The 18,182-nt window shown below is 55.8% G+C and carries 17 protein-coding genes, 3 tRNA genes and 2 rRNA genes (1 of these 22 running past the window's edge); 6 read left to right on the top strand and 16 right to left on the bottom strand.

The features are described from left to right. Positions 1-2 precede the first annotated feature (2 nt). From MJA45_RS00160 to MJA45_RS00140, 5 genes are all read left to right on the top strand, one after another. Positions 3-1,253, top strand: a complete 1,251-nt coding sequence (locus MJA45_RS00160; protein WP_315605306.1) for an ArnT family glycosyltransferase — start codon at positions 3-5, stop codon at positions 1,251-1,253. Positions 1,254-1,349: 96 nt separating this feature from the next. Then, on the top strand, positions 1,350-2,276 hold the full coding sequence (locus MJA45_RS00155) for a phosphatase PAP2 family protein (protein WP_315607906.1): 927 nt from the start codon (positions 1,350-1,352) through the stop codon (positions 2,274-2,276). A gap of 149 nt (positions 2,277-2,425) precedes the next feature. Then, positions 2,426-2,502 (top strand) — tRNA-Arg (locus tag MJA45_RS00150). Positions 2,503-2,510: 8 nt separating this feature from the next. Beyond that, positions 2,511-2,587 (top strand) — tRNA-Pro (locus MJA45_RS00145). Between the two features lie 281 nt (positions 2,588-2,868). Beyond that, positions 2,869-3,852: a Gfo/Idh/MocA family protein gene (locus MJA45_RS00140; RefSeq protein ID WP_315605305.1), complete on the top strand. Its 984-nt coding sequence runs from the start codon at positions 2,869-2,871 to the stop codon at positions 3,850-3,852. Between the two features lie 168 nt (positions 3,853-4,020). On the opposite strand, the gene MJA45_RS00135 is transcribed toward MJA45_RS00140, so the two are convergent. Then, positions 4,021-5,073: an acyltransferase gene (locus MJA45_RS00135; protein WP_315605304.1), complete on the bottom strand. Its 1,053-nt coding sequence runs from the start codon at positions 5,071-5,073 to the stop codon at positions 4,021-4,023. 156 nt (positions 5,074-5,229) lie between these two features. Here MJA45_RS00135 and MJA45_RS00130 point away from each other — a divergent pair, with 156 nt between their 5' ends. Next, on the top strand, positions 5,230-6,024 hold the full coding sequence (locus tag MJA45_RS00130) for an alpha/beta fold hydrolase (protein WP_315605303.1): 795 nt from the start codon (positions 5,230-5,232) through the stop codon (positions 6,022-6,024). A 115-nt stretch (positions 6,025-6,139) separates the two neighbouring features. On the opposite strand, the gene MJA45_RS00125 is transcribed toward MJA45_RS00130, so the two are convergent. The 15 genes from MJA45_RS00125 to MJA45_RS00055 form a co-directional block, all read right to left on the bottom strand. Next, the gene (locus MJA45_RS00125) at positions 6,140-6,805 is read right to left on the bottom strand and encodes a hypothetical protein (protein WP_315605302.1); all 666 of its coding nucleotides are present in this window, start codon (positions 6,803-6,805) and stop codon (positions 6,140-6,142) included. Continuing rightward, positions 6,802-7,965: a hypothetical protein gene (locus tag MJA45_RS00120; protein ID WP_315605301.1), complete on the bottom strand. Its 1,164-nt coding sequence runs from the start codon at positions 7,963-7,965 to the stop codon at positions 6,802-6,804. The genes MJA45_RS00125 and MJA45_RS00120 overlap by 4 nt, the downstream gene beginning before the upstream one ends. Continuing rightward, positions 7,955-8,515, bottom strand: a complete 561-nt coding sequence (locus MJA45_RS00115; protein WP_315605300.1) for a hypothetical protein — start codon at positions 8,513-8,515, stop codon at positions 7,955-7,957. Before MJA45_RS00115 ends, MJA45_RS00120 begins: the two co-directional genes overlap by 11 nt. Further along, a complete protein-coding gene (locus tag MJA45_RS00110) occupies positions 8,512-9,090 on the bottom strand; it encodes an RNA polymerase sigma factor (RefSeq protein ID WP_315605299.1) in 579 nt (192 codons plus the stop codon). The genes MJA45_RS00115 and MJA45_RS00110 overlap by 4 nt, the downstream gene beginning before the upstream one ends. A gap of 372 nt (positions 9,091-9,462) precedes the next feature. Further along, positions 9,463-9,612: a small acid-soluble spore protein P gene (locus tag MJA45_RS00105; RefSeq protein WP_315605298.1), complete on the bottom strand. Its 150-nt coding sequence runs from the start codon at positions 9,610-9,612 to the stop codon at positions 9,463-9,465. 40 nt (positions 9,613-9,652) lie between these two features. Then, complete coding sequence (locus MJA45_RS00100) at positions 9,653-9,805, bottom strand: hypothetical protein (RefSeq protein ID WP_315605297.1); 153 nt, start codon at positions 9,803-9,805, stop codon at positions 9,653-9,655. 12 nt (positions 9,806-9,817) lie between these two features. Further along, positions 9,818-10,165 (bottom strand): hypothetical protein, encoded by a 348-nt coding sequence (locus tag MJA45_RS00095; protein WP_315605296.1) that lies wholly within the window; start codon positions 10,163-10,165, stop codon positions 9,818-9,820. 146 nt (positions 10,166-10,311) lie between these two features. Beyond that, positions 10,312-10,401, bottom strand: a tRNA-Ser gene (locus MJA45_RS00090). Positions 10,402-10,461: 60 nt separating this feature from the next. Continuing rightward, the gene (gene serS / locus MJA45_RS00085; protein ID WP_315605295.1) at positions 10,462-11,742 is read right to left on the bottom strand and encodes a serine--tRNA ligase; all 1,281 of its coding nucleotides are present in this window, start codon (positions 11,740-11,742) and stop codon (positions 10,462-10,464) included. Positions 11,743-11,808: 66 nt separating this feature from the next. Continuing rightward, a complete protein-coding gene (gene pdxT, locus MJA45_RS00080; protein WP_315605294.1) occupies positions 11,809-12,381 on the bottom strand; it encodes a pyridoxal 5'-phosphate synthase glutaminase subunit PdxT in 573 nt (190 codons plus the stop codon). 39 nt (positions 12,382-12,420) lie between these two features. Then, complete coding sequence (gene pdxS, locus MJA45_RS00075) at positions 12,421-13,302, bottom strand: pyridoxal 5'-phosphate synthase lyase subunit PdxS (protein ID WP_315605293.1); 882 nt, start codon at positions 13,300-13,302, stop codon at positions 12,421-12,423. A 104-nt stretch (positions 13,303-13,406) separates the two neighbouring features. Continuing rightward, entirely contained in the window at positions 13,407-14,687 is a 1,281-nt protein-coding gene (locus MJA45_RS00070) for a D-alanyl-D-alanine carboxypeptidase family protein (protein ID WP_315605292.1), read from the bottom strand. 168 nt (positions 14,688-14,855) lie between these two features. After that, positions 14,856-16,316 carry an IMP dehydrogenase gene (guaB, locus tag MJA45_RS00065; RefSeq protein ID WP_315605291.1) on the bottom strand — a complete coding sequence of 487 codons (1,461 nt, stop codon included), beginning with the start codon at positions 16,314-16,316 and terminating at the stop codon, positions 14,856-14,858. 418 nt (positions 16,317-16,734) lie between these two features. Then, a 5S ribosomal RNA gene (rrf, locus tag MJA45_RS00060) occupies positions 16,735-16,851 on the bottom strand. Between the two features lie 74 nt (positions 16,852-16,925). Next, positions 16,926-18,182: ribosomal RNA gene (locus MJA45_RS00055) — 23S ribosomal RNA — on the bottom strand (it continues 1,669 nt past the right edge of the window).

Here is an 18,182-nt window from a genome sequence, read left to right as displayed (position 1 = left end):
ACTTGGAAAGGAAGCTGCTGTCGATGGAATCCCCCCGCATCCGCTGGATGCTATGGCTGCTGCTCGGTGGAAGTCTGCTGCTCAAAATCTTGCTTGTTCTCCTGCACGGAGCCGCTTATGACTATCATTCCGATGATAGAGGCTATCTGGAATCGGCACGGATTCTGCTAGAAACGGGAAGGTTCACCTATAACGACCCCTCCCGGCCGACAGCCTTTATAACGCCGGCCCTTCCCGGTTTTCTGGCGGCCGTTATGACCATAACCGGACCCGGTTTGATTCTGGAGCAGACGGTGCGTATTCTGCAGGCCGTCATGGTGACGGGAGCGCTGTGGCTGCTCTACCGAATCGGGCTCCGGATGGTTTCCGCGAAGGCCTCCCTGCTCGCCGTGGCCCTATGCTGCCTATACCCGCCTCTATGGCTCGTATCGAATTTTATATTCACCGAGGCGCTGTTCACCTTGTTGGTGATGCTTCTTCTGTACATGGCCTTGCTGGCGGAGGAAAGACCCACCTGGAGTCGAGCCCTGCTGTTCGGACTCGTCTGGGCCGCTGCGGTTTATGTTCGGCCGACGATCGCCTTATGGCCCGGCCTGCTCTTCCTTCTGCTGCTCTACCGCCGTAACATTCCTTGGCCGCGGCTGATCCGCTCGGGTCTCGTTACCGCGGCCGTGTTTGTGCTTTGCCTGCTTCCCTGGTGGGTGCGCAACTACGAGGTATCCGGCGGGGAATTCATCCCCCTGACCCGGGCGAGCGGCAACCCGCTTCTTCTCGGAACGTACCCGTGGACCGTCCCCTCTCTTTTTCTTGAGGAGCAGCGGACTTGGCACACCACCGACGACCTGTGGATCAATGACCAGATCGACCGGGAGCGAGCTATGGAACGGATTAAGGAAGGATTCACCCATTCGTTCTGGACCTACGCGAGCTGGTATACCGTCGGGAAATTTCTTCTGTTCTGGGGCGATGTGTTCTATTGGATGCCGATTCCGGGGGTTCCTCTCGCCGCCGCCATCCTGTGCCATTACGTGATTCTCCTCCCCGGCTTTATCGGCATGTGGAAAGCCCGCCGTCATCCGGTGGCGCAGGTTATTCTGCTCCTGCTTGGCTACATGAGCCTACTGCATATGATTTATTTGGCCCATTCCCGCTATTCCGTGCCGTTGATGCCGCTGGTCGCTCTTTTCGCCGCTTCCTATCTGCTGTCCCTAAGGCGACTCAGGAAACCGGCTCCTGCCTCAGCAGCTTCCTAAAAAAACCGGGTTGTCCCGCCCCTCGCCTGCGCTATAATAGAGGGTGCGCTTTCTGCGCGAACCGAACGAACCAAAGGAGATTTTATCTTGTCTGCTATGACCAAGCTTTACATGACGGGCCTCGCCGCGGCCACGGCAGCGGTCCTTTACGCGATTACCCGCGTCCAGAATTGGGGCATTCTGTGCATCCTCGTGCTGCTCGCCGCCCTATGGGGGACCCGCAAAGACGCCAAGCCCATTTCGTGGATTCAGTTTATGCCGGCGGGCTTCATTACCCTGCTCGCTTTTTTCGTGATCTATACCTACGCCAATCCTTTGTGGGAGAAGGTCGTCGGCTGGCAGACCTCGTCGGTCCATCATATCGTCAACTGGAACGAGTGGTTTAATTCGATCCCGCTGAACGACGCCGCCTTCCTGCGGGTTTGGCAGCCCTACTGGCTTACCAAGTACATGCAGTGGGTCTACAGCTACGGCTTCACGCTATCCTATTGGATCTGTGTCATTCGCGCTTTCTTCACTAAGGACGTGCGCAAGCTTGGGCAGTATTCCCTGGCCGGCTACCTGCTGCAGGTTCCGCTCATTCTGCCGTTCTACAACACCATCCTTCTTCAGGAGGTGTGGCATGTGCAGGGGACGCCGGATCTGCTTGAGCGCGGGCTGACCGGCGACGATGTGTTCTTTACCGTCATCAATTGTTTTCCGAGTATGCATACCTCCATCGCCTTTGCCGCCATCCTGCTTGCTTACCGGGAGAAAAGCCGCTGGTATCGCTGGGTCATCGGCGTCTACGGCTTCTCGATTATCACCGCCACCATGTACCTCAAAATTCACTGGGTGCTTGATGTCGCGGCGGGCATGCTCTTCGCGTACGGCTGCGTGAAGCTCTCCGACTGGATCGTCGGATCCCGGTTCTACGCCGCCTTCACCGAGCGGTTCGAAGGGCTGGGCCGCAAGCTGGAGGCCGCCCGCCCGTCGCGTTCCCGACCGGAAGCGGGAAGGGAAACCACGAAGGATATCGCTTAAGGGCTTTTCCGGTAACTTGGCGGGCGGGATAGATTTCGTTGTGCCGACGATCCTATCCACGGACTCCATCTTTGGCAGATAAGGCACGGACAGGGAAAAGTTAGAGTCTTCCTCAAACGAGGGGTTTATGCTATAATAATGATTGCTGCGTTCCCGTAGCTCAGCAGGATAGAGCGACAGTTTCCTAAACTGCAGGTCGGAGGTTCGAATCCTCTCGGGAACGCCATTCATCCTCGAGACGTGGCTCAGCTTGGTAGAGCGCTTGCTTCGGGAGCAAGAGGTCGCAGGTTCAAATCCTGTCGTCTCGACCATACATACCCGCAACAGCGGCATTGTCTATGTAGACGATGCCGCTTTTTTGATTGGAACGCGGTTGGACGTACCGGATTATCCCCTACAGGCCTCGCTTTTTCCGCCCCTTCCCTCTTGCCGCCCGTCCTTTTCTCTCATCCTCATGGAAGGACGTACCCAGGGAAGCAGGCTGTCGAAAGACCGTGCCGCTTACGCCCCCTCCTGCTCCCCGGGTTGGTTCGCTCCCCCCGGTTCCGGTATAATAGATAGGTACCCCAAGGCAAAAAGGAGGCCTGATGTGATGACTCTTCAAATAGGATTTGTGGGAACCGGCGGAATCGCCCGTGCCCACCAAAATCATTTGTCTTCTCTTGAGGGAGTGACCGTCGCCGGCTTTACCGGCACCCGGATGGCCCACTCCGAGAAAGCGGCGCGCGAGTGGAAGGATGCCCGCGCCTATGAGTCCCTGGAGCAGATGCTCGACGACCGGAGGCTCGACGCTGTCTACATCTGCGTCCCTCCCGACAGCCATGACGGGCTGGAGGAGCTCCTGATCGACCGGGGCATTCCTTTTCTGGTGGAGAAGCCTCTTGGCACCGATCTCGCCCTTCCCCGCCGGCTGGCGGCCCGCATCCGGGAGCAGAACCTGCTTACGTCGGTAGGGTATCACTGGCGTTACCTCGATTCGGCCCAGAAGGCGAAGGAACTCCTGCTGAATACTAAGATCGGGATGTCCCTCGGCTACTGGATGGGCACGATGCCCCGGGCTCCGTGGTGGATCGTTCAGAAGGGCTCCGGCGGCCAATTCGTGGAACAGACGACCCATATCACGGATCTTCTCCGCTACCTGGTTGGCGAGATCACAGAGGTCTATGCCGCTTACAGCCACCGGGTGATGCATGAAGTCGTGGAAGGCGCCGATGTATCCGACGTCGGCACGGTGACGATGAAGCTCGCCGATGGCTCAGTGGCCACGATTTCCAACACGTGCCTTATCCCGAACTACCATACCGTCGGCCTTGATATTTATACGAACGACGGCATTTACGAAATTCGCGAGGCTTGCTTAAAAAGAGCTACCGCGGACACCGTGACCCAGTACAACAACCAGACGAAGCCGATGTACAACGAGAATGAAGCCTTCATCCGGGCCCTCCGGACGGGGGACCGTTCCGGCATCCTCTCCGATTACGAAGATTCCTTGAAGACGCACGAGGTGACGATGGCGGCCAACGAATCGGCCCGCACGGGCCTACCGGTCACGATCCCCGGGAACGGGGCTTAAGGTTCCGGGCTGCTTTCCCTGTGCACCGGCTGGCCAGGCTGGCTCCTGGCGTTCAGCGACGGTACGCTCGGCAGCTGGTCGGACCGCCTTTCCTGCTATAAGCATAATAAAAAGCCGTCCAGCGGACGGCCAAAGGTCGAGAACGTCCTCAGGACTTCTCGGCCTATTTTATTTTCCAAGCAGGACCCAGCCGGCTTTGGCTCTTCTTAGGAGCAGAAAGACCCCCCAGGACACAGCCAGACCAACCGCGAAGGCTCCCGCATTTGACAAGTGATACGCGGGTGATCCCGGCGGGTACGAGAAGGAAACCGCCCAGGCCGTGAGCACGGCGGGATGGATAAGGTACACGCCGAAGGATGCGGCGCCGAGCGCGGTGAGGAATCGGGCCATCCCCGGCGAGGATCGAAGCAGGGAGCTCCCGGCCAGCAGCAGCGCGACCGAGACGGCGACGGAGTAAGCGTGCACGATTGCCTCCGCCCCCTCAGGGCCCCAGGAGAAGCGGTCCGGTCCCGCCAGGTGAATCCACGCCAGGCCCGCTCCCAGAAGCCCGGACAGGGCCCACACGGCCGTCTGGCGGGGCTTCAAGCGGCTAATCCACTCCCGGTAGCCCAGACCCAGGGCGCCCCCGATGCAGAATTCCCCCAGGTAGGTCAGCCCAAAAGCCGAACGGTGGGGAATTTCCGCTACCGCATGGTTATAATAGAACGCCCCTGCTTGAAGAACAAGACCGATGAGAAGCAGGGACCCGCCCCCTCCTTTTTTGGCGGCGGCCATCAATAGAGGAAACAGGGCATAATATTGAACGATCAGCACGATGAAATAGAGATGATACGACGCTTCTCCCCACAGCAGGTTGTCCCCGAGCCGGGAAAGCGTGATTCCGGTGACCGCCTCCCCATGGATAAGCCGGTTATAGACGATATAGAAGCCCGACCACACGAGGTAAGGCAGAACGATGTACTGCAGCCGCTTGCGGTAGAAGGCCGCGGCCTGTCCCTTTCCCCAGTCGTCCCCGTACCGGTAGAACAGCACCAGGCCGCTCATCAGCACAAAGGCCGGCACCGAGAAATTGCTGAGCTTGTTCAACACCAAATATATCCCTCGGGAAACTCCACCGGACGGAAGCTCGACGGTTCCCGATGCGGTTACGTGGATCACCAGGACGGCCAATATCGCCAAAGCCCGAACGGTTTCCAGTTCCGTGATTCTTTCCTTGCGCATGCCTTCCTCCTTGCCCGAACCTCTAACATTATTGCCTTACTTACTATAGCACCCCTGCCCATCCTCAACAACGGACGACAGCGGCTTTTCCTCCAGACGTCCCCTTGTTTGGGCCTCCCCCTCAATTGGGGTATAGTAATAGGAGGAGGGATGGACATGGAGAGCAAGAAAATAAACGTTAACGGGACTACCCTAGCCTATCAAGAGCAGGGAAGCGGAAACCCCGTGGTTTTGCTTCATGGGTTTTGCGGAAGCTCCCGGTATTGGGAGAAAGTTATTCCCGCAATTAGCGGCCAATACCGGGTGATCGTGCCGGACCTGCGGGGTCACGGCCAATCGGACGCCCCCCCAGGACCATACGAGATGGAAGCCTTCGCTTCCGATATCGAGGCTCTGCTTCAGGAGCTCGGCATAGCCAAGACGGTCGTACTTGGGCATTCCCTCGGCGGCTACATTACTTTAGCCCTGGCCGAGAAGAACCCGGGCTTATTGGCCGGATGGGGGCTCGTTCATTCGACGGCCCATCCCGATTCGGAGGAAGGCAAGGCCAACCGTCTCAAAGGAATCGAAACGATCGACACGAAGGGCTTGCCGGAATTCATCGAAGGATTGGTCCCCAAGCTGTTTGCCCCTGCGCACTTGGAGCCGATGGCCGCTGCGGTAGAGGACGTTAAGGCGATCGGGCGGGAAACGTCACCGGAAGGGGCGAAGGCTACCCTGGAGGGAATGCGCCGCCGTCCGGACCGGAACCACGTGCTGGAGAATGCCCAGGTGCCGGTTCTGCTAGCAGCCGGAACGGAGGACAAAGTCATTACTCCGGACAAAACCTTCTCCGTTGACCGGCCATCCATCACCAAAGTGACGATCGACGGTTCCGGCCATATGAGCATGTATGAGGCTCCCGACCAACTGATTGTGGGGCTTACAAGCTTTTTGGGCCGCCTCTATTGAGCAATTGAACAAACGAAAACCCTTGGGGAAAGAGCCGCCTTGCGGTCGGTTTCCTTTTTCCAAGGGTTTTTCTGCGCGGCGGAAATCATTTGTAAAAATGTTCCACGGGGAACAATTATTCCATCTCTTCGCCATAACCGCGCCTTTCCACCGGAATGCCCGCCGGAAGCACAAGCGTCGCTGTCTCCGACGGATACCCGTCGACCAGGCCTCTCTTCCGGGGTAGCTCCTTAACTTGAACGTAAAGGGTGCGGCCGACCGTGCGGACGGAAGCGACCTCCTGCTCCGTTACCGACGGGCCGGCCGCCGTTTCCTTATCCTCGTCCATGACACGATAGCTGCCGAAGAGATGAAGCTCTTTATCCGGCATGGTGTCGACCTTCAGGGCGGGAATCGCCGACTGTATCACAATCTTCTCCACTTCGGCCGGTACCGCCTGCTTGATATAGGGAAGCTCCCTAGTCCGTTCCACCCTTCCTGCCGCCATGCGGAGCTCTTGGACCAAACCGGTGGAGGTGAGAACAGCCATGCCGATGCCCGCAGCGACTAGAGTTCCTACGATGAAGAGACTGAACAGATCGTAAGACACCATAGACTTCTCTTCCTTGGATAAGAACAGATGCAGAAGAATCTCCCCGCCGAGCAGAAGGAAGATCACCGGCCACCAATCGAGCAGCAAGCCCGCCGAGTCTTTCCCGCTCCCTATCGACATCAGAAGGCTTAATCCCATAAGCAGGAGCGCTGCCCCCATCGAGAACGTGCCAACACGCCAACGCTTCACTCTTCTCCCTCCTTCCCTTTCGGTTTGCCGCTTCCGGCCATAAGCTTAATCCCCCCTCCGATCAGAAGGAGGGAAACGAGGACCGTCTGGAAGTAGGCATGGAATCTCCAAGCCAGCCTCAGCTCCGGGGCATAACGGTCCAGAATGGGCAGAAGCATGTTATCCAGCAGGTAATAGCCTCCCAGCGCGAGAAGGGCGATTCCGATCCATCGTTGATGGTTCATGAGCCAATCCACAAGGGGCGTATCCTTGAGCTCCTCCCTCCCGTACTTTGAAATGTTCTGCAGGGCATCAAACAGGCTGTAGCACCAAATGATCGGAATGAGAAAAAGAAACAAAGACAGGCGCAGCGTATCCAGCACGTAGATGGAGAGCAGGAAGGCAGCCATGAACTGCAGGCCCCGCCGCTGCAGCCCCAGGTACATATGACCCGCTCCCGGGACGACAGCCAGCAAGGTAGCCGCTATCCGGCTTTTCCGCCCCTGCTCACGGTTTTCCTCCAACTCTTCGAAGATGGACTTGTCCTGCAGCTCTTCTCCCTTCTGCTTGCGGTGGACGAGCTGAACGGCATCGAACATGCAGTACAGCCAAATGATGGGCAGGCCGAAGAGAAACACCAGGAAGCCCTCCAGACGGGTAACGAAGGTAACGAACACGATCATCGTAAACAACCCAAAGAACGAGATCAGAAAGGCCAGGCCTCTCTGCATCAGCCCCAGCTGCAAATGACCCAAACCGGGAATAAACGAAAGCAGAATGGTAAACACCCGCTCGTTATGCTGACGTTCCGATGTCCCCGGCCAAGGAGCCCCATCACTCGGGACAGGGCCAGCTCCTCCCGCTTCCGAAAAGCTCCCGGATAGATTCGGGTTTCCCGCTGCTCGGGGATCCGGATAGCCATAGCCGGGGGCTGGCCGATAGTTCACCAGAGTAAAGACCATGTCGATCATGTTGATGATCCAGACGACTCCAGCAAACAGGACAGGTACCATCACTTCTTTATGGATCCCATTATTGGAAACCACAAACAGGAACGCCAAGGCCAGCGGTCCAAAAAACAATCCCCCGTACAGCAGCCCCCGGATGGTCCTGTTCATGTACAGGTGTCCCATTCCCGGTATGACGGCCATAAGCAAAGCTACGACAACATTACGGTGCAATCCGGTCTCCCCCTTTATCATCCTCGTGGATCGTATCAAGCAGTGTGGTGGTACGCGCCATCAGCTTTCCGGTGAACGTCTCCTGCCGCTCCTTGGAGGCCGTCTCGAATTGCTCCAAACCGGAGGTCAGCTTCTGGAAGACGCCTGTAGACATTAGAACGACCGTCAGGCTGGCGGCCGCAGCATAAAGCGTAAGGGGCTTCTGGAGCCACATAAACCGCCTTCTGCGGGAAGCCTCCCTTGCAACAGAAGGAAGATCCGGACGAAGGGCCTGCCGCTCCTCTACCACCTCTTCTGTAACGATAGACGAGAATTCGGGACCATCCCCCTGCAGCGGTTCCCATTCCGCCACAGCGGCCATAAGGGCATCGTCCCACCGTTTAACCGTCTCGGTCTCCCATTCCACAGGTACCGCATCCGGAAGGTCTTCCATGTATAAAGCTAAGCATTGGTCGCATTGGTACAGATGCTCTTCTCGGCGGGCTCTCTCGTCGTCCGGCAGCCGGTTCTCCCGATAGTCGGCCCACTCTTCGCTGGTATAATGAGTCATCGAAAATCCTCCTCCTTCCAATGCTTGCGCAGCCACTGTCTGGCGCGGTACAGCTTCGATTCCACGCTTTTTCGTTCAATCCCCTGCTCGGCGGCAATTTCCTGGTAGGACTTGTCCTCTATGTAGTAAGCGTGAAGGATGTCCCGGTAGTTGTCCGGGATTTGCTGCAGGCTTCGGTGCAGAAGCTCTTTTTTTTCCTTGTCAAGGTAAGCTCCCTCCACGGAAGGCTCGTCCTCTCTGAAGGAGGCATAATCTTCTATGCATTCGACAGGCTCGGCTTTTTGGCTCCGGGCCCGGCGGGTATGGTCAATCGCTTTATTGACGGCAATGCGGGTGATCCAGGTTTTGAACCCTTGGTACTGGTATTGGGGGAGAGCGGAATAGATCCTCAGGAACACTTCCTGCGTCACATCTTCGGCATCCTTCGGGTGGCGGACCACCGAAAGCACAACCTGAAACAGGTACCCCCTATATCTCTCGATCAGAATCCGAAAGGACTCCGTTTCCCCGTTCCTAATCCGCTTTACGAGATCATCCTCTTCCGAAATAGCTCTCCCCTCCTTCCCCGTAACCATAGACGCAGCCGCTGCCTCTTTCCCCTGCACTTATTTGAAAATATTTATCCTTATATCCTCTAATGAACGGCTTCCTCTATTTGGCGATTCTTCCCAAACCCGGCTGGTTCAGCGCCTGACATCCCCGTTATTCTAGATGGCCCCCGATCTCCCGTCAATGCTGGGCTCCATCCTTTGACCCGGCTCAACATTTCCCCGGAAATATCGACATTCTCCGACGGCACATAAAAAAGAGACCCGACGGGTCTCTCTCCAACCATTATTCTACTGGCCAAGCCCTCCGGCATGACCTTAGTTAGGACAAGCTATCCATCTGCCAATAAGCCAAACAGGGGTCACCCCTCCCTGTTGTCTTGCGCTTCCGCGTTCGGGTCAGCTTCCCTCTGCGTGGTTGTTGCGGGAATGATTGCGGTTCTTCACGCTCTTCGAGCCGGACAGAGGCTCCTGCTGCCGGTTGTCCTGCTCCCGCTGATTGGCCTGTCCGGTGGGCGGGTTGGTCGGCTGGGGAATGTCTTTAGGCATCTGGCATCCTCCTCTCCTGCAGCCTTATAAAAGAAAGGCTTTAGTCGCTCTTGTGATTCAGCGCCGTTTCATGGCGGCGGTCGTTCACATCCTGCTGCATTTGCTGGGCCTGGTGGCTGTTCACCGGAGTATGGGCCAGATCCTCCGCCACGTTCTGCAGGTTCCGGTCCTTCCGGTTCTTCTTCCCGCTCATCGTTTCCCCTCCTTATCCGTGCGTCAGCTTATGAAGAACTTGGGCGCATTCGTGGATATGACGCACGTAATCCTCGATCAAGGTTTGGATAATGTCGGTATGCTCATCCACGGAAACGCGGTCTTTCTCCACGTCCACAAATTCCACTTTGATTTCCCGGGAATCGAGATAAGTCACCTTGAAGTCAAACGAATAGCCCGAATGGCCGGCCGTATCGATATGAATGCGGTACACATCCGGATCGGCCGCATCCGCCAGTACCTCTGCCCGGTCGGATTCGTTTAGCGTTGTCGGCAGGGTCTTCTGCCACGCATCCAGCAGACGCTCGCGGTTGACCACCGGAGCCTCGGTTTTGTTCATGTCCACACCTCCCTGAAGCTTAACATACGGAGTTTGGATTCAATTTATTTAAGAGGAGTAGAGGAGATTGCAGGAAGAGGGGCAGGCGAAAATAAAAAACCTGCCTCAGGAAAACCTGAAGCAGGGTTGTTGGTTCGAATGTAAGATGGCGGAGAGGGTGGGATTCGAACCCACGGTGCCCTCGCGAACACGGCGGTTTTCAAGACCGCTGCCTTAAACCACTCGACCACCTCTCCGAATGGGTCAAACGGTGTAACGTATGAATTTTATCATAATCGTTAGAGGCTTTTCAACCTTTATTTTCTGCCAATGACCGTCTGCCCGCCCATATAAGGACGCAGCACTTCAGGAATAACCACGCTTCCATCTTCCTGCTGGTAATTCTCGAGGATGGCGGCCACCGTACGTCCCAGGGCAAGTCCCGAGCCATTCAGCGTATGCACGAACTCCGGCTTGGCCTTCGCATCGCGGCGGAACCGGATATTGGCGCGGCGTGCCTGGAAATCCTCAAAGTTGCTGCACGAGGAAATTTCCCGGTACGTTCCGCTCTCGGGAAGCCAGACCTCCAGATCATAGGTTTTGGCCGACGAGAAGCCCAAGTCCCCGGTGCACAGGGTGAGCACCCGGTAAGGAAGCTTAAGCAGCTGGAGCACCTTCTCCGCATTGTCCGTCAGCTTCTCCAGCTCCTCGTAAGAGGACTCCGGATGAACCAGCTTCACCAGCTCCACCTTATTGAACTGATGCTGGCGGATGAGCCCGCGGGTATCCCGTCCGGCCGATCCGGCCTCCGAGCGGAAGCAGGCGCTGAACGCCACAAAATACTTCGGAAGGTCCTCGTTCGCCAGAATATCGTCCCGGTGATAATTCGTAACGGGAACCTCCGCCGTCGGAATAAGGAAATAATCCGTATCCGCCAGCTTGAACACGTCCTCCGCAAACTTCGGAAGCTGTCCCGTTCCGGTCATGCTGTCCCGGTTGACGATATACGGAGGAAGCATTTCTTCGTATCCGTGCTCTCCGCTGTGAAGGTCCATCATGAAATTGATCAGGGCACGCTCCAGGCGGGCACCCAAGCCCTTGTAGAAGACAAAACGGGACCCGGTTACCTTGGCCGCGGCCTCAAAATCCAGAATCCCCAGGTTTTGAGCCAATTCCCAGTGGGCTTTGGGCGTATAGGCAAAAGCGGCTGGCTCCCCCCAGCGGCGGATCTCCACATTCTCCTCTTCGGAAGTTCCTACCGGCACGCTGGCATGAGGAACGTTCGGGATCGACAGCAGAATGTGATTCAGCTCCACTTCGACCACACGGATCTCTTCGTCCAATGCCTTGATGCGGTCCCCGACCTGACGCATTTCCAGAATCGTGGCTTCGGCATCCTCTCCGGCCTTTTTCTTAGCGGCAACCTCCTGGGAAACCACGTTTCTCCGGTTCTTCAGCTGCTCCACTTCCTGCAGAAGCTCGCGGCGTTTGACGTCCAAGTCCGTAAACTTGCTTATGTCGTCCAGCGGTTTCCCGCGGTTTATCATAGCCTGCTTGGCGGCATCATAATCGTTTCTAAGCAGCTTTGCATCAAACAAAAGAAATTCCTCCCCGACAGGGAATAGTTGACCGGACCTCTTGCGGGGTCCGGCTAGTCCTAATCTTTAGTTGTAGTCTTTAACCATCTCCAGAAAATACGCGTGCAGCCGGTAATCATCGGTCAGCTCCGGGTGGAAGGAGGCAGCGAGCAGATGACCCTCGCGGGCCGCTACAATTTCGTCCTTGTAGGTCGCCAGCACGTCCACTCCTTCGCCCACTTCTTTAATGAGCGGGGCCCGGATGAATACGGCACGTACGTCGTCTCCCACGCCTTGGATGGCGAGGTCCGTTTCGAAGCTTTCCCTCTGGCGGCCAAACGCATTGCGTGAAACGATCATGTTCATCAACCCGAGATGAGCCTCTTCCTGACCGGCGATTTCCTTGGCGATGACGATCAGGCCGGCGCAGGTTCCGAATACCGGCTTCTTGCGGCCGGCGAACTCACGCAGGGCGTCGATAAAGCCGTACGTCCTCATCAACTTGCCGATGGTGGTGCTTTCCCCACCGGGGATAATGATGCCGTCCAGGTCCTGCAGCTGTTCGGTTTTCTTAACGGCCACACCTTCGGCACCGGCTTGTCCCAAGAGACGAATATGCTCGGCCACGGCACCCTGGAGGGCCAGCACTCCGATCTTCATGTTGTCCATCCTTCTTTCTGATCCTTAGAGAAGCCTGGCTTACCAGCCGCGCTCCTGCATACGCTCGGAAGCGCCCAGGCTCGAAATTTCAATGCCCTTCATCGGCGTTCCCAGGTTTTTGGAAAGCTCGGCAATCAGGCCGAAATCGGTATAATGGGTCGTGGCTTCCACGATCGCTTTGGCAAATTTCTCTGGAGCATCGGATTTGAAAATCCCGGAACCGACGAATACGCCGTCCGCACCCAGATGCATCATCAGAGCCGCATCAGCCGGAGTCGCTACCCCGCCGGCGGCAAAGTTAACAACCGGCAGCTTTCCGGTTTCGTGAACCTGCAGGAGCAGGTCGAAGGAAGCTCCCAGCAGCTTGGCTTCGTTGTAGAGCTCGTCGCGGGACATGCTCTGTACTTTGCGGATTTGGGCCATCATCATACGCATATGACGGACCGCTTCGACGATGTTTCCGGTACCCGGCTCGCCCTTGGTCCGCAGCATGGAGGCACCTTCAGCAATCCGGCGCAGGGCTTCTCCAAGGTCTCTGGCGCCGCAAACGAAAGGAACGGTGAAATCATGCTTGTTGATGTGGTACACTTCATCGGCGGGAGTGAGCACTTCGCTCTCGTCAATGTAATCGACGCCGAGGGATTCCAGGATTTTGGCTTCGACGAAATGCCCGATACGGGCTTTGGCCATAACCGGGATGGAGACGACCTTGGTCACTTCTTCTACGATCGTAGGATCCGCCATACGGGCTACGCCGCCTGCTGCACGAATGTCGGCAGGAACGCGCTCCAGCGCCATGACGGCTACTGCGCCGGCTGCCTCCGCAATTTTGGCCTGCTCGGCGTTCATGACGTCCATGATAACGCCGCCTTTTTGCATTTCCGCCATACCTCTTTTAACCCGGGATGTACCTGTTTCCATTGCCCTTAAACCTCCTGAAATTCTATATCGAAATCCTGTTACGGAAAGAAACTCCTAACAAAATATTTTACATGAGGAGTCCCGTTTCGACAACCCGAACCGCGTTAAAATAAGTTTTTGACTCCACTGAACAACCCGCCGAAGAAGTCTTTGATTCCCCGGAACATGAGCCGGATCCAGCTGCCCTTCTCTACATCTTCCGCCGCCACCAGCTTAACGGTCGACGTCTGGTTGTTATAAGTGACGTTTAAGGTTCCCACTTCCGTCCCTTTCTTAATCGGCGCCACCAGCTTACTCGCGTCAATCGCTTTGGCTTCCTGCACGAATTCCTCCGGCTTGGCTCCCTTTTTGGCGACGACGGTCAAGGCTTTTTCGGTTACGGCCGGTACGGTCAGGCTGACGCCTTTCGTAATGGGAACGGTTTTTAACGAATCAACGGCGGTGCTCGCGGCTATTACATTCTTCGCTTCGAAATTATCGAACCCGTAGTTCAAGAGCTTGGCCGTTTCCGTAAATCGCTTCGGCTCGTCGGGTGCTCCCATAACAACACTGATCAGCCTCATCCCGTTGCGTTCGGCCGTTCCGGTGAAGCAATACCCCGCCTCATCGGTATGCCCCGTTTTGAGCCCGTCCAATCCCGGATACGCATACTGCTTCAAATAAACATTGTCCTTGTTCCCCTCGAGCATCCAATTCCAGTTAACCATCGGTTCCTTGTCGGTGGGCCGAAGCTTCTGGGAGGTAATCTTCGTAAAATCGAGTACTTCCTTATGATCCCGAATGATAGCATAGGCCAGCTTGGCGGCGTCCTTGGCCGTGAGCATGGTCTCCCCTTCAATCGAAGCGGGGGCATACTTCCCGATGTCGGCCCGGCCTAAGCCCGTGGAATTAATAAAATGAGCCTTATCCGAAAGCCCGAGCTCCTTCGCCTTAGCGTTCATCATTTTGGCGAAATTCTCTTCAGATCCGCCTATTTTCTCAGCAAGAGCCACGGCCGCATCGTTAGCCGAATAGATGGATAGCTGCGAAAACATATCCTTCATCGTCATCTGTTCATTCAGCGCCAGAAGCTGCCCGGACCCAATGACGTCGGACGCATATTGACTGGTCGTGACCATGTCGGTCCACTTGAATTTGCCGCTCTGTATGTTCTCCATCACCAGATATTCCGTCATCATTTTCGCCATACTGGCCGGAGGATAAGCAACGTCCGAATTGTTATCATACAGAATCTGACCGGTCCCCGCATCCATCAGGATAGCGGACTTCACATTTAGCTTCAGGTCGGCAGCTTCCGCCGCTTGCACCGTCTTCGTCCCTAGCACGGGCATAAGCAGCGAGCCCAAAAGCACGGCCGTCAACCCAAGCGCTACTCGTTTTCCCACAAACAAACTTTTCACCATTCACACTCCCATGTTTTTCATCGCTCAGTCATTATTTTATTGTAACATAGCCTTTTGGGCAAAAAAAGAAAACAGGGCGATTTCCCTGCTTTCTTCCCGTATATAGAGTCTTTGGTTGTAAGAAAACGTTCGTTTCTTGCGCCGTTCGGCCTACAACGAGTAGTTGGGGGCTTCCTTCGTAATTTGAACGTCATGCGGATGGCTTTCCCGGAGACCGGCACCGGTGATGCGGATAAATTGGGTGTCGTTCTTCAGCTCCGTCAAGTTTCTCGTTCCGCAGTAGCCCATTCCTTGAACCAAACCGCCGATCAGCTGATGAACCGTATCCTTGAGAGGCCCTTTGTAAGGCACACGGCCTTCAATTCCTTCCGGAACAAGCTTAGACTCGTTCTCTTGGAAGTAACGGTCCTTGCTGCCTTCCTTCATAGCCCCAATAGAGCCCATCCCGCGGTACACCTTGAACCGGCGGCCTTGGTAGATCTCGGATTCTCCAGGGCTTTCCTCCGTCCCGGCAAAAAGGCTTCCGATCATGATCGCGTCCGCTCCCGCGGCTATCGCCTTCGTGATATCACCGGAATACTTAACCCCGCCGTCCGCAATAATCGGCACGTTGTATTCACGCGCAACGGTAGCACAATCGTAGATTGCCGTGATCTGAGGAACGCCGATCCCCGCAATGACCCGGGTGGTACAGATGGAGCCCGGTCCCATGCCGACCTTGATAATAGAAGCGCCCGCTTCAATCAGATCGCGCGTCCCTTGTCCCGTTGCCACGTTGCCCGCCACGATGGTCAGATCCGGATAAGCCGCTCTAACTTTACGCACCGTTTCGACAATGTTAACGTGATGGCCGTGAGCCGAGTCCACTACGATCAGGTCCACTCCCGCTTCCACGAGAGCGGCCGTCCGCTCCATGGCCTCCTTGGATCCGCCTATTGCCGCACCTACCACGAGACGGCCGTGCTCGTCCTTCGCCGCATTCGGGAACTGGATGGCCTTCTCAATGTCCTTGATCGTAATCAAGCCTTTGAGCTCATAGGAATCATCCACAAGAGGAAGCTTTTCGATTTTGTGCTGCTGAAGGATGCCTTCCGCCTGTTGCAGGGTGGTTCCCACCGGAGCGGTCACCAGGTTTTCTTTGGTCATCACTTCACTGATTTTGATGCTGTAATCGTGCACGAACCGCAGATCGCGGTTGGTCAGGATACCGACCAGCTTGTTGTTCGAATCGACGATCGGCACGCCGGAAATCCGATACTTGCCCATCAGCTCTTCGGCGTCATAAATATGATGTTCCGGAGTCAACGAGAACGGATTGGTGATTACTCCGCTTTCCGAACGCTTTACCCGATCCACTTCCTCCGCCTGCTGGGCGATGGACATGTTTTTATGAATAATGCCGATTCCGCCTTCGCGGGCCATGGCAATGGCCAGAACGGCTTCCGTTACGGTATCCATGGCGGAACTAAGCAAAGGAATATTGATCTTCAATTTGCTGCTTAAACGGGTGGACACATCTACTTCGCGAGGACCGAAAACCTCCGATTTCCTTGGAACCAACAGAACATCGTCGAAGGTAAGCCCCTCTTTATTGAATTTATCTTCCCACACGTATAGCGTCCTCCTTTGATTTCTGTCCATGTGTATATTATTGCAATATTATCAAAAGCCCATTTTTCGTGTCAAGGCGTTTTGAAAGTGGCTTCCTTCTTTACATTGTGCCCCAATGCTTTCGCTTTTCTTTCCCCGACTATAAAATGGGAAATGTTAGGACCCCCTAGCCGTGAACCAAAGCAATCCTATCCCCTTCTCTCTGTCCTTTAAGGAAGAGCATTAGGTCAAAAAAGCAGCCTTTCGCTCTCCCTTTGATCCGACTTAGAACAGCAAAAAGCCCCTCTGGTTTTCACCAGAGAGGCTTCGGTTCGCTTGGCCATCTATTCCTCCAAGACAGGCTTCGCCGTGATCTAAGCACCATCTTCGCTGGAACAGCAAAAAGCCCCTCTGGCTTTAACCAGAGAGGCTTCATTTCGCTTGGCAACGTCCTACTCTCCCAAGATCCTGCGATCTAAGTACCATTGGCGCTGGAGGGCTTAACGGTCGTGTTCGAGATGGGAACGCGTGGTTCCCCTCCGCCATCATCACCAAACGTCAGAGTTTGCACCCTGAAAACTGGATTCGAAGCTTACGTTTGTTCATCCTTTATGCTCCCCTAGTGGGGTCATGAATAAGCCCTCGACCGATTAGTATTCGTCCGCTGCATGCTTTACAGCACTTCCACGCCGAACCTATCTACCTCGTCGTCTACAAGGGGTCTTACTAATTGGGAAATCTCATCTTGAGGGGGGCTTCACGCTTAGATGCTTTCAGCGCTTATCCCGTCCGTACTTGGCTACCCAGCGGTGCTCCTGGCGGAACAACTGGTACACCAGCGGTACGTCCATCCCGGTCCTCTCGTACTAAGGACAGCTCCTCTCAAATTTCCTGCGCCCGCGACAGATAGGGACCGAACTGTCTCACGACGTTCTGAACCCAGCTCGCGTACCGCTTTAATGGGCGAACAGCCCAACCCTTGGGACCTACTTCAGCCCCAGGATGCGATGAGCCGACATCGAGGTGCCAAACCTCCCCGTCGATGTGGACTCTTGGGGGAGATAAGCCTGTTATCCCCAGGGTAGCTTTTATCCGTTGAGCGATGGCCCTTCCATTCGGTACCACCGGATCACTAAGCCCGACTTTCGTCCCTGCTCGACCTGTACGTCTTGCAGTCAAGCTCCCTTCTGCCTTTGCACTCTGCGAATGATTTCCAACCATTCTGAGGGAACCTTGGGGCGCCTCCGTTACGCTTTAGGAGGCGACCGCCCCAGTCAAACTGCCCGCCTGACACGGTCCCTCTCCCGGATTCACGGGAGGAGGTTAGAACCTAGATACGATCAGGGTGGTATCCCAACGTCGCCTCCTCACAAGCTGGCGCTCATGACTCTCTGGCTCCCACCTATCCTGTACAGATCGTACCCAAGTCCAATATCAAGCTGCAGTAAAGCTCCATGGGGTCTTTCCGTCTTGTCGCGGGTAACCTGCATCTTCACAGGTATTAAAATTTCACCGGATCTCTCGTTGAGACAGCGCCCAAGTCGTTACGCCATTCGTGCGGGTCAGAATTTACCTGACAAGGAATTTCGCTACCTTAGGACCGTTATAGTTACGGCCGCCGTTTACTGGGGCTTCGGTTCACAGCTTCGCTTGCGCTAACCGCTCCCCTTAACCTTCCAGCACCGGGCAGGCGTCAGCCCGTATACTTCGCCTTGCGGCTTCGCACAGACCTGTGTTTTTGCTAAACAGTCGCTTGGGCCTTTTCACTGCGGCCCCCTCGGGCTATTCACCCTACCGAGGCACCCCTTCTCCCGAAGTTACGGGGTCATTTTGCCGAGTTCCTTAACGAGAGTTCTTCCGCGCGCCTTAGAATTCTCTTCTTACCTA

Origin of the sequence: Paenibacillus aurantius (assembly GCF_032268605.1) — a bacterium.
GTDB lineage: Bacteria > Bacillota > Bacilli > Paenibacillales > NBRC-103111 > Paenibacillus_AO > Paenibacillus_AO aurantius.
The sequence above is the reverse complement of the archived record's forward strand: the minus strand, read 5'-3'. Positions and strand labels throughout refer to the sequence as shown.